At 57.9% G+C, this 12989-nt stretch carries 14 protein-coding genes and 1 pseudogene; 10 read left to right on the top strand and 5 right to left on the bottom strand.

Annotation, left to right across the window (positions count from 1 at the left end; genetic code table 11):
* Positions 1-5: 5 nt before the first annotated feature.
* Both ACR0C9_RS05845 and ACR0C9_RS05840 read left to right on the top strand, forming a co-directional pair.
* Positions 6-1892 carry an AMP-dependent synthetase/ligase gene (locus tag ACR0C9_RS05845; RefSeq protein WP_480780582.1) on the top strand — a complete coding sequence of 629 codons (1887 nt, stop codon included), beginning with the start codon at positions 6-8 and terminating at the stop codon, positions 1890-1892.
* 26 nt (positions 1893-1918) lie between these two features.
* Positions 1919-3079 (top strand): ABC transporter substrate-binding protein, encoded by a 1161-nt coding sequence (locus ACR0C9_RS05840; RefSeq protein ID WP_170621792.1) that lies wholly within the window; start codon positions 1919-1921, stop codon positions 3077-3079.
* Positions 3080-3136: 57 nt separating this feature from the next.
* On the opposite strand, the gene rpsI is transcribed toward ACR0C9_RS05840, so the two are convergent.
* Positions 3137-3622 (bottom strand): 30S ribosomal protein S9, encoded by a 486-nt coding sequence (gene rpsI / locus ACR0C9_RS05835; protein WP_170518545.1) that lies wholly within the window; start codon positions 3620-3622, stop codon positions 3137-3139.
* Between the two features lie 6 nt (positions 3623-3628).
* Entirely contained in the window at positions 3629-4087 is a 459-nt protein-coding gene (gene rplM, locus ACR0C9_RS05830; RefSeq protein WP_039536983.1) for a 50S ribosomal protein L13, read from the bottom strand.
* A gap of 259 nt (positions 4088-4346) precedes the next feature.
* Here rplM and ACR0C9_RS05825 point away from each other — a divergent pair, with 259 nt between their 5' ends.
* Entirely contained in the window at positions 4347-5093 is a 747-nt protein-coding gene (locus tag ACR0C9_RS05825; RefSeq protein ID WP_480780581.1) for a glycoside hydrolase family 19 protein, read from the top strand.
* A gap of 4 nt (positions 5094-5097) precedes the next feature.
* On the opposite strand, the gene ACR0C9_RS05820 is transcribed toward ACR0C9_RS05825, so the two are convergent.
* Entirely contained in the window at positions 5098-6501 is a 1404-nt protein-coding gene (locus ACR0C9_RS05820) for an aminotransferase-like domain-containing protein (protein ID WP_480780580.1), read from the bottom strand.
* A 99-nt stretch (positions 6502-6600) separates the two neighbouring features.
* Between ACR0C9_RS05820 and ACR0C9_RS05815 the strand changes: the two genes are divergently transcribed.
* A complete protein-coding gene (locus tag ACR0C9_RS05815) occupies positions 6601-6828 on the top strand; it encodes a YjiS-like domain-containing protein (protein WP_170450749.1) in 228 nt (75 codons plus the stop codon).
* A gap of 60 nt (positions 6829-6888) precedes the next feature.
* Here ACR0C9_RS05815 and ACR0C9_RS05810 read toward each other — a convergent pair whose 3' ends face one another.
* The gene (locus ACR0C9_RS05810; RefSeq protein ID WP_480780579.1) at positions 6889-7332 is read right to left on the bottom strand and encodes a PaaI family thioesterase; all 444 of its coding nucleotides are present in this window, start codon (positions 7330-7332) and stop codon (positions 6889-6891) included.
* Positions 7333-7381: 49 nt separating this feature from the next.
* On the opposite strand from ACR0C9_RS05810, the pseudogene ACR0C9_RS05805 reads away from it, so the two are divergent.
* The 4 genes and pseudogenes from ACR0C9_RS05805 to gluQRS form a co-directional block, all read left to right on the top strand.
* A pseudogene (locus ACR0C9_RS05805) lies at positions 7382-8176 on the top strand (enoyl-CoA hydratase); the annotation flags it as partial.
* Between the two features lie 257 nt (positions 8177-8433).
* Positions 8434-9774 carry a methylenetetrahydrofolate--tRNA-(uracil(54)-C(5))-methyltransferase (FADH(2)-oxidizing) TrmFO gene (trmFO, locus tag ACR0C9_RS05800; RefSeq protein ID WP_170450754.1) on the top strand — a complete coding sequence of 447 codons (1341 nt, stop codon included), beginning with the start codon at positions 8434-8436 and terminating at the stop codon, positions 9772-9774.
* A 37-nt stretch (positions 9775-9811) separates the two neighbouring features.
* Positions 9812-10426 (top strand): methyltransferase domain-containing protein, encoded by a 615-nt coding sequence (locus tag ACR0C9_RS05795; RefSeq protein WP_170450756.1) that lies wholly within the window; start codon positions 9812-9814, stop codon positions 10424-10426.
* Complete coding sequence (gene gluQRS / locus ACR0C9_RS05790; protein WP_170450758.1) at positions 10423-11304, top strand: tRNA glutamyl-Q(34) synthetase GluQRS; 882 nt, start codon at positions 10423-10425, stop codon at positions 11302-11304. Before ACR0C9_RS05795 ends, gluQRS begins: the two co-directional genes overlap by 4 nt.
* A gap of 54 nt (positions 11305-11358) precedes the next feature.
* On the opposite strand, the gene hisI is transcribed toward gluQRS, so the two are convergent.
* Positions 11359-11748, bottom strand: coding sequence for a phosphoribosyl-AMP cyclohydrolase (hisI, locus tag ACR0C9_RS05785; RefSeq protein ID WP_170450760.1), 390 nt, complete (start codon positions 11746-11748; stop codon positions 11359-11361).
* 48 nt (positions 11749-11796) lie between these two features.
* Here hisI and ACR0C9_RS05780 point away from each other — a divergent pair, with 48 nt between their 5' ends.
* Entirely contained in the window at positions 11797-12249 is a 453-nt protein-coding gene (locus tag ACR0C9_RS05780) for an iron-sulfur cluster assembly scaffold protein (protein WP_170450762.1), read from the top strand.
* A gap of 59 nt (positions 12250-12308) precedes the next feature.
* A complete protein-coding gene (locus ACR0C9_RS05775; protein ID WP_170450764.1) occupies positions 12309-12947 on the top strand; it encodes a MarC family protein in 639 nt (212 codons plus the stop codon).
* Positions 12948-12989: the final 42 nt, after the last annotated feature.

Genomic DNA, 12989 nt, shown 5'->3' with positions numbered 1-12989 from the left:
CGCAGATGGACAGCACCCCCCTGCCCCCTCAGATCACGATCAACGGCGTGCAGTTGAATGCAACGCCCGGTCAGCGTCCCGTGCGCGTGGATGGCTGCATCACGATCTCGGACCTTTTCCAAAGCCGTTGCGCGGAACTGGGTGATCGCACGGCCCATCGGGAAAAGGATCTGGGCATCTGGAAGTCCTATTCCTGGACCGACTATTGGCAACACGCCAAATGGATCGGTCTGGCGCTGCGAAAACTTGGGCTTGAGCGCGGCGAAGTGGTCTCGATCCTGTCCGAGGACCGTAAGGAATGGGCCTGGTTCGATATGGGCATCCAAGGCGTTGGGGGGATTTCTTCCGGCATCTACACCACTGACGCAGCCAAACAGGTGCAATACCTGATCAATGACAGCGATAGCCGGTTTCTGGTTGTCGAGAATGAAGAACAACTGGACAAGTTTCTTGAGGTCGAAGACGAGGTTCCGGGGCTGCTGAAGGTCATCATTCTGGAAGACGAAGGTCTGCACGATCTGGATCATCCCCGCTGTATGATGATCGAAGACCTCTATACGCTTGGCAAACAGGCCGCAGCCGAGGATCCGGGCCGGTTCGAGACCGAAATTGCGCTTGCCAAACCGCAGGACACCGCCTTGCTGGTCTACACCTCGGGCACCACTGGCCAACCAAAAGGCGCGATGCTGAGCCACGAGAACATTCTGGCCGGTATCGAATGCGGTGCACGGGCGCTGCCGACCCTGGCCAGCGACGAGCAGCTCTGCTTCCTACCCCTGTGCCATATACTCGAACGGGATGTTTCCGTCTTTTTCCCCTTGGCCGCCCGCTGCACCGTCAATTTCGCCGAAAGCCCGGAAACGGTGTTCGCCAACCTGCAAGAGGTCTCGCCCACCACTTTCACCGCTGTTCCTCGTGTGTGGGAGAAGATCTATGCGCAGGTCCAGATCATGTCGCAAGATGCCACGCCGCTGGGCCGGTTGGCCTTTGGTCTGGCGGTAAAGGCCGGGTTGGCAAGGGCCGAGTACCTGACGACGGGCCAGCCTGTCCCGACCAGCATTGCCGCGCGGTTCTGGGTCTGGGATCATCTGGTGTTGCGCAATCTGCGGCGGATGCTGGGCATGGACAAAATGCGCCGCGGCGGGTCCGGGGCGGCACCGATCTCACCTGATCTTCTGAAATGGTATTGGGCCATCGGTGTTCCTTTGATCGAAGGGTTTGGCATGACCGAGACCTCGGGGCTGGCATCCCTGAACACGATCGAAGACAACCGCGTCGGCACCATTGGCCGCGCGGTCGAGGGGTGTGCCATGCGTATCTCGGAGGACGGGGAAATTCAGGTAAAGGGCCTGAATGTCTTTCAGGGCTACTGGCGCAACAACGCCAAAACCGCTGAAAGCTTTACCACCGACGGTTGGCTGCGCACCGGCGATGTCGGGAAAATTGACGAGGACGGGTTTCTCTCGATCACAGGTCGGATGAAGGATATTATCATCACGGCGGGCGGCAAGAACATCACCCCGGCTGAAATCGAAAGCCGGTTGAAGTTCAGCCATTATATCTCGGACGCGGTGATCGTGGGTGATCAGCGCAAATACCTGACCGCGCTGATCATGATCGATCAGGAAAACGTCGAGAAATTCGCGCAAGACCGCAAAATCCCCTTCTCGAACTTTGCATCACTTTGCGCTGCAACCGAAATCAAGGATCTGATCGGTGCCGAAGTCGCCTCGGTCAATTCCGATTTCGCGCGGGTTGAACAGATCAAGGATTTCCGCCTGATCGACGTTTTGCTGACGGCCGAGGATGACGAACTGACCGCCACGATGAAACTGAAACGCGGGCTGGTGGAAAAGAAACACGCACATTTGATTGAAGATATGTACAGTTAACCAAGGGATAAAACGGGAGGAGAAAGATGAGCAAGTTGAGGAACCGACTGACTGTTGCTGCGGCGCTGACTGCAGCGGCAACGATGGGTTGGGCGCAAACGCAAGGGGTCACTGACGATGAGATCGTGATCGGCTCGGTCAATGATCTGAGCGGTATTTTCGCCGCCGTGGGTGTTCCGGCCACCAAAGGCGCGAATGTGGTCTTTGATAGGGTGAACGCGGCAGGTGGCGTGCATGGTCGCACGATCCGCTATGTGGTCGAGGACAATGGCTATCAGATGCCGCGCGCGATGCAGGGCTATAACAAGCTGCTGAACCGCGACAAAGTGTTTGCCATGCTGCAATCGCTGGGCACACCGATGAACCTGGCCGGGTTCAAGTTGCTGGACCCCAAAGGTATTCCAAACGTTGCCCCTCTGACCGCCGCGCGGCAGATGCTGCAGGAACCGATGGACAACAAGTTCACATCCTTCTCGACCTATTATGATCAGGCCCGGGTTGGCGTGAAATACCTCAACGGTGAGTTTGGATCACAATCTGTCTGCACCATGTATCTTCCTACCGATTTTGGAGAGGAAATTCTGGAAGGCAGCAAAGCCGGGGCTGAAGAAGCCGGGATCTCCTTTGTCGCAGAAACCACCCACAAGCCGGATGAAACGGACTTTGTCGGCTCGCTAAGCAAACTCAAGGAAGAAGGCTGCGACATCGTCACCATGGCGCTTGGCGTGCGGCAGGCGATCACGGTCGTTGGGACCGCCAAGAAAATGGGCCTGACCGACATGAAATTCCTGGGCACCTCGGCCAGCTTCCTGACCGTTGTCGCGCAGGTGCCGGGCGGTGTGACCGACGGTTTCTACGCGGCGGCGTCGTGGAAGGATCTTTGGGCACGCGCCGACGAACCTGCGCCGGCTGCGTTTATCGAGGAATACAAGGCCGCAACGGGTGAAGATCCGGTTGGCTTTGCGATGTTGGGCTATTCCGCTGCGGAAATGATGGTCAAGGCGCTAGAGGCCGCCGGTCCTGACCTGACCCATGAAAGCTTTATCGCGGCAATGGAGTCGCTGGACTACACCGACGAACTGGTCGGTAACCACATCACCTACGGCCCGGATGACCATCAGGGCGCGGACACGGTCTTTGTGAACGTGGTCGAAAACGGGGCGTGGAAACTGGTCTACGAAGAGTAATCGCAAAGAAAAAGGGCTCGCAAATGCGAGCCCTTCGAATGTCGTATTCCGCAGCGATTAACGCTTCGAGAACTGGAACGAACGACGCGCTTTGCGCTTACCGTATTTCTTACGTTCCACAACGCGGCTGTCGCGGGTCAGGAAGCCAGCGGCTTTCAGGGCACCACGCAGCGACGGATCGTACAGTTGCAGCGCTTTCGAGATGCCGTGCTTGACCGCACCGGCCTGACCGGTCAGGCCACCGCCTTTGACGGTTGCAACAACGTCAAACTCACCTTCCACGCCGGCAACCTGGAACGGCTGGCGCAGGATCAACTGCAGAACGGGACGCGCGAAGTACTTGTCCTGGTCTTTGCCGTTCACGGTGACCTTGCCGGAACCCGGCTTGATCCAAACGCGGGCAACAGCGTCTTTACGTTTGCCGGTGGCGTAGGAACGACCGAGTTCGTCACGCACGGGTTCACGTGCGATGACTTCTTCGACTACGGTTTCTACGCCTGCGACGGCGCTCAGCTCTTCGAGAGTATTGATCTGATCAGCCATCGGTCATTAGCTCCGGGTGTTTTTCTTGTTCATGGACTTGACGTCCAGAACTTCGGGCGCTTGCGCCTCATGAGGGTGCTCGGCACCGGCATAAACGCGCAGGTTGGTCATCTGCTGGCGCGCCAGACGGTTGCCCGGCAGCATGCGCTTGACCGCCTGGGTCACGACGCGCTCGGGGTGTGCACCTTCCAGGATCTGCTGTTTGGTGCGCGACTTGATGCCGCCCGGGTGGCCAGTGTGCCAGTAGAAGTTCTCTTCGCGCTTCTTGCCGGTCATCTGGATTTTGTCAGCGTTGATCACGATGACATTGTCGCCCATGTCCATGTTCGGGGTGAACGACGCTTTGTGCTTGCCACGCAGGCGCATGGCGACGATCGAGGCAAGACGGCCCAGAACAACGCCCTCGGCGTCGATCAGGATCCATTTCTTGTCGATGTCTGCAGGTGTTGCAGAAAAGGTTTTCATGGCAGGATAGTCCTGTTTGATGTGAAAGACCGCCCCAGCGGAGCGGCCCGAATTCGATGGACGGGTTTTAGTCGCGCGGGAATGCCGCGTCAACAACCGAAAACCTTATTTTATGACGTAATTACAAAGTGTTAAAAAATAGGTATTATTTTACCCCATCTAAATTCCACCTCGCGCAGTATCCTGCTGCCCTATTTTTCAATTTCTGACAGTTTCCAAAACGCGATTGCATCGCAAGCACATATTTCAGGAGGGGAACATGCTGGACCTGTCCGCGTTAGACAAAATCGATCCGGGTACACGACTGGATGACCTGAACAAAACCCGACTGGCCGCCGTTCAAAGAGGGTTGGCCATCTGCGCCCACCCCCTTGGTGAAGCGGATGGTTTGATTGGACCCAAAACCCGAAACGCTTTTGCCGAACTGGTGCAGGACATCGGAAATGGCCATCCCTCGGTCGTCTCTGATACTGTGATCGATCACCTGAAGAAAAAGGCCAAGCGGCTGCGCACAATTTTCGCAATGCCCGCCGACAGCAAGGATGACGTCAAAGACAGCATCGCCGCCATGTTCCGCTTTATCGGTTTGGGGTTGAAGACCCAAATCGCCTACGGCCTTGCAACCGCGCAGTGGGAAACCGGGCACACTTTCGAACCGGTAAAAGAAGCCTACTGGCTCAGTGAAAAGTGGCGGAGGGACAACTTTCGCTACTATCCCTACTACGGACGCGGCTATGTGCAACTGACCTGGGAGAATAACTACAAGGTGTATTCCAGTATTCTGGGGCTTGATCTTGTCGGCGACCCCGATCTGGCCCTTCGGCACGACGCGTCCCTGTTCACCATCGCTCATGGTATGAAGATCGGCACATTCACGGGGCGAAAGCTTGAAGATTACGTGTCGAAGGGAAAGACCGATTTTCTTGAGGCGCGACGGGTCATCAATGGCACCGACAAGCAAAAGGAAATCGCCGATCTGGCCGAGGATTATCTGGACGAGTTGTAACCGCTTAGACGCTGATTTGTTCAGGTGGGTTGTCCAGCAGTGCCCGCAGCCGCAGCATGGCATCCTCGAACCGCTGCAATGAGACGTGACCGTTCATTGCGACACGCACAGCGTTCGGCGCGCGCCCGTCGCGCAGAGCGAACTCATCCGCGGATCGCAACTGTATCCCTTCCCGCTCAGCCGCGCGGCTGAAGGCGGCGGCGCGCCAGCCGGATGGCAAGTTCAGCCAGACAAAGGGCACATCCGGTGCCCAGTTCAGATCAAAGCCCCCCAGCGCATTCACCGTCACCCGCACATATTCGCCCATACGGGACCTTACGTCCTGGGCGATCTGGCGGGTGCGGGGATCAGACAGGATCAAGCGGGTAAGCTCCGCCAGCGGCTGGGCGAGACCGAAGTACCCGTATTCGGCCGAGCGTCGCAGATCCACGCTGCGTTCCTTCGGCGCAATGGCAAATCCAACGCGCAAGGCCGGGGTCAGGGTTTTCGAGATTGACGAGACATGCCAACCCCGTTCCGGTGCCAAAGCGCGATAGCTGGGTTCGCGCGCGTCGCCCATACGATAACAATCGTCCTCGACGATTTGCAGATCGAAACGGCGGGCCACTTCGACAACCTCTTTGCGCCGCTCTAATGGCGTATGTGCACCGGTTGGGTTTTGCACTTCGGGCGAGACGCAAACAGCCTGTGCCTGGTTCTGCCGCAGCACATGCTCCATCGCTTGTGGGTCGATGCCCCATTTGTCCATTTTCACACCAATGACCTCGGCCCGCATCAGCTCTCCGGCCCGTCGAAACCCGGCATAAGACAGGTCTTCGACCAGTACAGTCGGCTTTGGACCGCGCAGGATTGTCTGGAACACAAGACACAATCCGTTCTGACCGCCATGTGTCAGTACAATGTCGTCATGCGAGACGGCACCCAACGGCAAGTCCGACAACCAATCGACAACCGCCTGACGCATCGGTTGATAGGCATCGCGCGTTGGATAATTCAAAAACAACCCCGGATCGGCTTGCGAGACCTTTTGCAGACACTCCCGGATCAAAGCCACCTGCCCGGCATCAGCCAAACGTGGGCTGAACAGGCTGACATTGGCATTGTACTTGTCGTCCCGCAGATGCAGCTGCCGTGCCCAGACATCGTCCAGAATCGGTGATTTTGGCGGGGCCACGAATGTACCACGCCCAACCTCGGCTTGTAGCAAGCCTTCGTCCGTCAAAATCGTATAAGCCCGCGCAACTGTGCCCGGAGTGATTTTCAATCGATACGCCAGCTCACGCACCGGCGGCAGTTTGGTTCCGATGTCTAACGTTTTGCTTTCGATGGCTTTTCGTATTGTGTCGGCGACCAGAGTGTATTTTGGCCCCTTGGATTTCGGCAGTGCTTCTGGCCAAATTGTATCCATTACAATTCTTCCTTTGCATTTGACACAATATCGAATGTATCAAGCAACTGTACCGAACAACAATGATTTGTGTCAATACAATTTGAAGGGAATACTGAGATGACACGCACAATGCACAACCCCGCCCTCTTGCTGCTGAACGACAGCCCCCGGCTGCCGCTGATCGCCGCGCTGGCCGTGCGGTTTGCGGCGGCGGTCACTCAATGGGAACGCCGTCGTCGCAGTCGTATTAACCTGAGCTATCTGGATGACAGGCTGCTTGAAGATGTGGGTTTGACCCGCATGCAAGCCACACGCGAAGTAAAACGCTATTTCTGGCAGCTTTGAATTATCCCCAGTCCCATCACGGGACCTCTTCCTAGGCCGGGGTTCGTCCCCGGCCCTTTTTCAACCGAATTTCGCCGCAGCCGAACCTTCGGACGGGATGGAATAGGTCATATTGGCCCGCGCCACAGGCTTGTTCGACCCTTCCGAGAAGATCAGCACATCCCCGACCGCTAGGCTGCGCCCCAGTTTCAACAACCGGCATTCGGCTATCAGATCCTTGCCGCCTTCCGGTTTGCGCAGAAAATCCAGTGATCCGTTGGTGGTTACAGCCAGGGATTGACGCCCCTTGCGCGCCAAAACCATCGCATAGACGCTGACATCCGCCAGGCTGAAAATGGACGGGCCAGATACGGTGCCACCGGGGCGCAAGTGACGCTCGGCCACCATCATCCGCATGGTCACACTGTCTTCGGTCAGGTCCTCGACAACAAAATCCTGTTTCACCTGCGGAAATACCTGGTGAAGGTATTGTGACAGTTCGTCCTTCTGCAGCGCTAAACCCATACTTCCCCTCCTGAACGTCGCGCCCTAGAGTTGGACCAACAGCCAGCGGGAGGGCAAGATGGCAATTTTGGAACGTAACGACACAGGCGCGGTTGCTCAGTTGAAACTGAACGCGCCTGACAGGCTGAATGCCCTGAGCGATGAGATGCTGGCCGCCCTTCAATCCGAGTTCGACGCGCTGCGCGAGGACAGCTCGATTCGAGCGATCACGCTGTCGGGCGCGGGAAAGGCCTTCTGCGCCGGACACGACCTGAAACAGATGACCGCAGGACGCCAGTCCGAGGATGGCGGCAAGGCGTATTTCCAGGACCTGTTCGCGCGTTGCGCCAAAATGATGATGTCCATTCAGACACTTCCGCAACCGGTTATCGCGCAAGTGCACGGCATCGCCACGGCTGCGGGCTGTCAGTTGGTGGCAACCTGTGATCTGGCGGTCGCTGCCGAGGGCACGCGATTTGGCGTGAATGGTGTGAATATCGGGCTGTTCTGCTCGACCCCCATGGTCGCGCTCAGCCGCAATATCCCCAGAAAACATGCGTTTGAGATGCTGACAACGGGTGATTTCATCTCGGCTGAACGGGCCGCGGAATTGGGTCTGGTCAATCGTGTTGTGCCAGAAATGCTGCTGGAGCATGAAACGATCTCATTGGCCGAGCAATTGGGCAGCAAGCTGGGAACGGCCGTTAAAATCGGAAAAGAGGCGTTTTATCAACAGCTTCAGATGCCGCTGGATCAGGCCTATACCTATACCGGAGAGGTAATGGCGCAGAATATGCTGCATCGGGACACAGAAGAAGGCATTTCCGCCTTTATTGAGAAACGCCCCCCGAATTGGACGCAATGACGCAATTGTTAGGTACATTTTTTGCCACTGTTTTCATTTTTGCACTTTTCAAAAGGGCGACACTGTGGCAAAGCTGAGACGAGGCTGAGGCCTCAGGTACACTTTTGGGTCGCCGTGGGCGGAAGGTCCCTCCAAGCTGGTTTCTCTCACCGGCGTTGACATTCCCGCAGCGGCGACCCCAAGACCCTCCCATAAAATTCGAAGCCACTGACAGGGTTGAGTTGCGTCTGCCAGCCCCCTGCCCTATGTGGCAGCGCATGACACAAGTTTTGCATATCGTGGGCGGCGGCATGGCCGGGTCCGAGGCCGCATGGCAAGCCGCCGAGATGGGCGTGGATGTTGTGATCCATGAAATGCGCCCCAATGTCGGCACTTTCGCGCACCAGACCGGCAATCTGGCCGAGATGGTGTGTTCGAATTCCTTCCGGTCCGACGATGACGAACAAAACGCCGTGGGCCTGCTGCATTGGGAAATGCGTGCCGCGAACGGCCTAATCATGACCACCGCCGATGCGCACCGCCTGCCCGCCGGGGGCGCACTGGCCGTCGATCGCGATCCGTTTGCCGAGGATGTCACCGCCAAGCTGCGCGCCCATCCCCGTGTAACCGTGACGGACGAAGAGGTCACGACCCTTCCCGATGACGGGCATTGGATCTTTGCCACCGGCCCCCTGACCTCTCCGGCTTTGGGTGAGGCAATCCGGGCCGAGACCGGTGCGGACTCGCTGGCCTTCTTCGATGCCATTGCCCCCATTGTCTACGCTGACAGCATCGACATGAGTCAGGCCTGGATGCAGTCACGCTATGACAAGGGCGAGACGGAAGAGGAACGTACGGCCTATCTGAATTGCCCGATGGACCGCGATCAGTATGAAGCGTTCATCGATGCCCTGCTGGCCGCCGACAAGACCGAGTTCCACGAAGGCGAGACCGCAGGTTACTTTGACGGCTGTCTGCCGATCGAGGTGATGTCCGAGCGTGGTCGCGAAACCCTGCGCCACGGTCCGATGAAGCCTGTCGGCCTGACCAATCCGCATCAGCCGGACGTGAAACCTCATGCGGTGGTGCAATTGCGTCGCGACAATGCCTTGGGCACGCTGTTCAACATTGTGGGTTTCCAGACCAAGATGAAATACGGCGCACAGACCGAGGTGTTCCGCATGATCCCCGGGCTTGAAAACGCCAGTTTCGCACGTTTGGGCGGTATTCACCGCAATACGTTTATCAACTCGCCCACGTTGCTGGACGCGCAGATGCGGTTGAAAACCAAACCGAATATCCGCTTTGCCGGTCAGATCACCGGGGTCGAGGGGTATGTCGAAAGCGCCGCGATGGGTTTGCTTGCTGGCCGATTGGCTGCTGCCGAAATCTTGGGGCGCACCCTACCCACCGTACCGCAAGACAGTGCCATGGGGGCCTTGATCCACCACATCACCGGCGGGGCCGAGGCAAAGACCTTTCAGCCCATGAACGTGAATTTCGGCCTGTTCCGCCCTGTCGATGGCCTGAAAGGCGGCCGTCGCGGACGCAAAGACCGTTACAAAGCCTACACGGATCGCGCCAAAGAAGAATGGACCAACTGGCTGGCCGCGTGCTGACTGGACGCGACGCCGTTGATCAGCCTACCATGTGGTCATGAGCGACGAATTCTTTAAAAGCACCTACGATCTGGAAACACCCGAACAAACCGAAGCCCACTATCAGAAATGGGCCGCGACCTACGAGGCCGAGGTGGCCGAGCAAGGCTATGCCACCCCCGACCGCGTGGCCCAGGCGCTCTGGTCGAAAATGCCGGAACCCCTGACGCCAGTTCTGGATTACGGCTGTGGCACCGGCCTGTCCGGCGTCGCGCTTCGCAAGGCCGGGTTCGAAGTGCTTGATGGCATGGACCCAACCGAAAACATGCTGAAGGTTGCGCGCGACAAAGCTGTTTACCGGGATCTCAAGAGCTTTGAAATTACCGAACCCGCACCGTTGACCCCAGATGCCTATGCGGCGATCACGGCTATCGGTGTGATTGGTTCGGGGGCCGCTCCGCCGGAAACTCTGGACATGCTTATGCACGCGCTTCCCAAGGGTGGAAAGCTGGCCTTTTCCTTTAACGATCATACGCTTGCGGATCACAGCTACACGTCACGATTGAACGACTGGCTCGATATGGGGGCTGCGCGTCTTCTGTTCCGGGAACATGGCCCGCATTTACCCGGCCTGGACATGAAATCTGACGTGTATGTATTAGAAAAAACGTGATTTTTACCACGCGCTTCGCGCCTTCTCCGACGGGTCCCCTTCATCTGGGTCACGCCTATTCGGCGCTGCTGGCCAGTGACATGGCGGCTGCCGAGGGCGGTGCCTTTCTGCTGCGGATCGAAGATATCGACCAATCCCGATCCCGGCCTCACTGGGAAGAGCAGATCTATGACGACCTGCATTGGCTGGGCCTTGACTGGCCCGAGCCGACGCTGCGCCAGTCGCAGCGGCAATCCATCTATGACGCGGCTTTGGACAGCCTCTGGCAACGCGGCTTTCTTTATCCCTGCACTTGCAACCGCAAAGACATCGGGGCGGCGGTCAGCGCCCCGCAAGAGGGCGCGCCGCTGCTTGGTCCGGACGGTTTGATCTATCCCGGAACCTGCCGGAACCGCCCCCAAACGCGGGGAACATCGCCCCGACCAAGGACCGAGGCACTACGACTGGACATGGCCAAAGCCGCGCGCCACGTCTTCGATAAAAACCCCACTGCAGGTCAATTTGCCGAATTCGGCCAGGGGCCAAACGGCGAAACGGGTACTGTCACCTTCACACCCAAAGAATTGACCGAAACCATCGGTGACGTGGTCCTCGCGCGCCGGGGAATGGGCACATCCTACCATCTGTCCGTCGTGCTGGACGATGCCGAGCAAGGCATCACACGGGTTATCCGTGGGCAGGACCTGTTCGAAGCCACCCGCATCCATGTGCTGCTGCAAGCCCTTTTGGACCTGCCGACGCCTGAATACCTCCACCACGACCTTGTCCGGGACGAAAATGGAAAACGGCTGGCAAAACGCGACGACGCGCGCGCGATCTCAAAATACCGATCCGAAGGTGCGTCGCCTCAGGACATCCGCGTCATGGTCGGCCTCTGACCGCGCTTCATCTTTTTAAAAATACTCTCGCCGAAGGCATGGCGCTTGCGCCATTCACTCCATCGGTTTCATCAACTCGGTCTCATCTCCGTCCCGAATGGCCGTATAGAAACAGCTGCGCCGGTTGGTGTGACAAGCGGGACCTTTCTGATCAACAAGAACCAACAGGCAGTCCCTGTCACAATCGACACGGAAATCGACCAGTTCCTGAGTGTGTCCCGAAGACTCACCCTTGATCCAGAAGGACTGCCGCGACCGCGACCAATAGGTGACGCGCCCTGTTTCCAACGTGCGTTCCACCGCCTGCGCATTCATCCAGGCCATCATCAGCACCTCGCCGGATGTGTGATCCTGCGCGATGGCGGGGATCAACCCAGCCTCGTTATATTTCAAAGTCGATGGGTCAAACACGACAGGGTCAGACATGACAAAAACCTTTTGCATCCCGGGGGCTGACCACTATGTATGGGGAACACGCAACGAGGGAAAGCCATGAGCGGCGAGAACGATCTGATAAAGCTCTATTCCGGACGCATTCTGGCGCTCGCGGCGGATATTCCGCATCTGGATCGGCTGGATAACCCCGATGCGACGGTCAAAAAACGGTCTCCGCTGTGCGGTTCGACCGTGACCGTTGACGTGAAGGTGCAGGATGGCCGAGTCGCCGCTTTCGGGCAGGACGTGAAAGCCTGTGCATTGGGTCAGGCATCGGCTTCGGTTGTCGGAGACGCGGTATTGGGGGCCACGCGGGCGCAGATCGAAACCGCTCGGGATCAACTGGCTGCGATGCTGAAAAAAGACGGGCCGGTCCCCGACGCGCCGTTTGACGGGTTAGAGGTGCTGATACCCGCGCGGGACTATAAGAACCGCCACGCCTCGATCCTTTTGTGTCTTGACGCCACCGCCGAAGCAATTGCGCAAGCTGAACAGGCCAACTGCGCCTGATCGTAGCGTTTTGCGGCAATCCCGTCTAACGTCAGTCACAATTTGGCGGAGAGATGGGTGTGAACAATTTACTCGAACATTTCGTGACATTGTGGGTCGTGATTGACCCCATCGGGACGATTCCTGTGTTCATTGCCGTCACAGCCGGGCTTGAGGCTGCCGCGCGACGGCGCACCGCTGTTCTGGCCGCCTTGATCAGCGCCGGCGTTTTGCTGTTTTTCCTGGTATTCGGCCAGTTGCTGATCGAGGCGCTGGATATCGGCCTGAATTCATTTCAGGTGGCAGGCGGGATCATTCTGTTCCTGTTCGCACTGACGATGATCTTTGGCGAAAGCAAACAGGACATGGAACAACGCGCCGCCGAGGATGATAAGGACGACAAAACCCACACGCATAACCCGGCCATCTTTCCGCTTGCCGTGCCGTCCCTTGCCTCACCGGGCGCGATGCTGGCGATTGTGATCCTGACCGACAACAACCGTTACAGCGCGGCAGATCAGGGCATTACCGCGCTGGTCATGCTGTCGGTTCTGGTGATTGCCTTTGTCCTGATGTTGCTGGCCGAGCCGATCATTCGCCTGATCGGTCATTCCGGTGCCGCGATTATCAGCCGGGTGATGGGGATGATCCTGGCCTCGGTCGCAGTCAATTCGGTGCTGTCGGCGATGCTGGAAATCATGAAAACCGGTCAGCTATAAAAAAACCGCCGCACCTTCCGGGCGGAAAGGGCGGCGGCAGGC

The organism is Ruegeria sp. C12 (genome assembly GCF_056537745.1).
Note: the sequence above shows the minus strand (reverse complement) of the source record. Positions and strands in the feature narration are given on the sequence as shown.

Coding starts and splice junctions, on each gene's coding strand:
- ACR0C9_RS05845 (WP_480780582.1), top strand. CDS start 6: ATGGACAGCACCCCCCTGCCCCCTCAGATCACGATCAACGGCGTGCAG.
- ACR0C9_RS05840 (WP_170621792.1), top strand. CDS start 1,919: ATGAGCAAGTTGAGGAACCGACTGACTGTTGCTGCGGCGCTGACTGCA.
- rpsI (WP_170518545.1), bottom strand. CDS start 3,622: ATGGCTGATCAGATCAATACTCTCGAAGAGCTGAGCGCCGTCGCAGGC.
- rplM (WP_039536983.1), bottom strand. CDS start 4,087: ATGAAAACCTTTTCTGCAACACCTGCAGACATCGACAAGAAATGGATC.
- ACR0C9_RS05825 (WP_480780581.1), top strand. CDS start 4,347: ATGCTGGACCTGTCCGCGTTAGACAAAATCGATCCGGGTACACGACTG.
- ACR0C9_RS05820 (WP_480780580.1), bottom strand. CDS start 6,501: ATGGATACAATTTGGCCAGAAGCACTGCCGAAATCCAAGGGGCCAAAA.
- ACR0C9_RS05815 (WP_170450749.1), top strand. CDS start 6,601: ATGACACGCACAATGCACAACCCCGCCCTCTTGCTGCTGAACGACAGC.
- ACR0C9_RS05810 (WP_480780579.1), bottom strand. CDS start 7,332: ATGGGTTTAGCGCTGCAGAAGGACGAACTGTCACAATACCTTCACCAG.
- trmFO (WP_170450754.1), top strand. CDS start 8,434: ATGACACAAGTTTTGCATATCGTGGGCGGCGGCATGGCCGGGTCCGAG.
- ACR0C9_RS05795 (WP_170450756.1), top strand. CDS start 9,812: ATGAGCGACGAATTCTTTAAAAGCACCTACGATCTGGAAACACCCGAA.
- hisI (WP_170450760.1), bottom strand. CDS start 11,748: ATGCAAAAGGTTTTTGTCATGTCTGACCCTGTCGTGTTTGACCCATCG.
- ACR0C9_RS05780 (WP_170450762.1), top strand. CDS start 11,797: ATGAGCGGCGAGAACGATCTGATAAAGCTCTATTCCGGACGCATTCTG.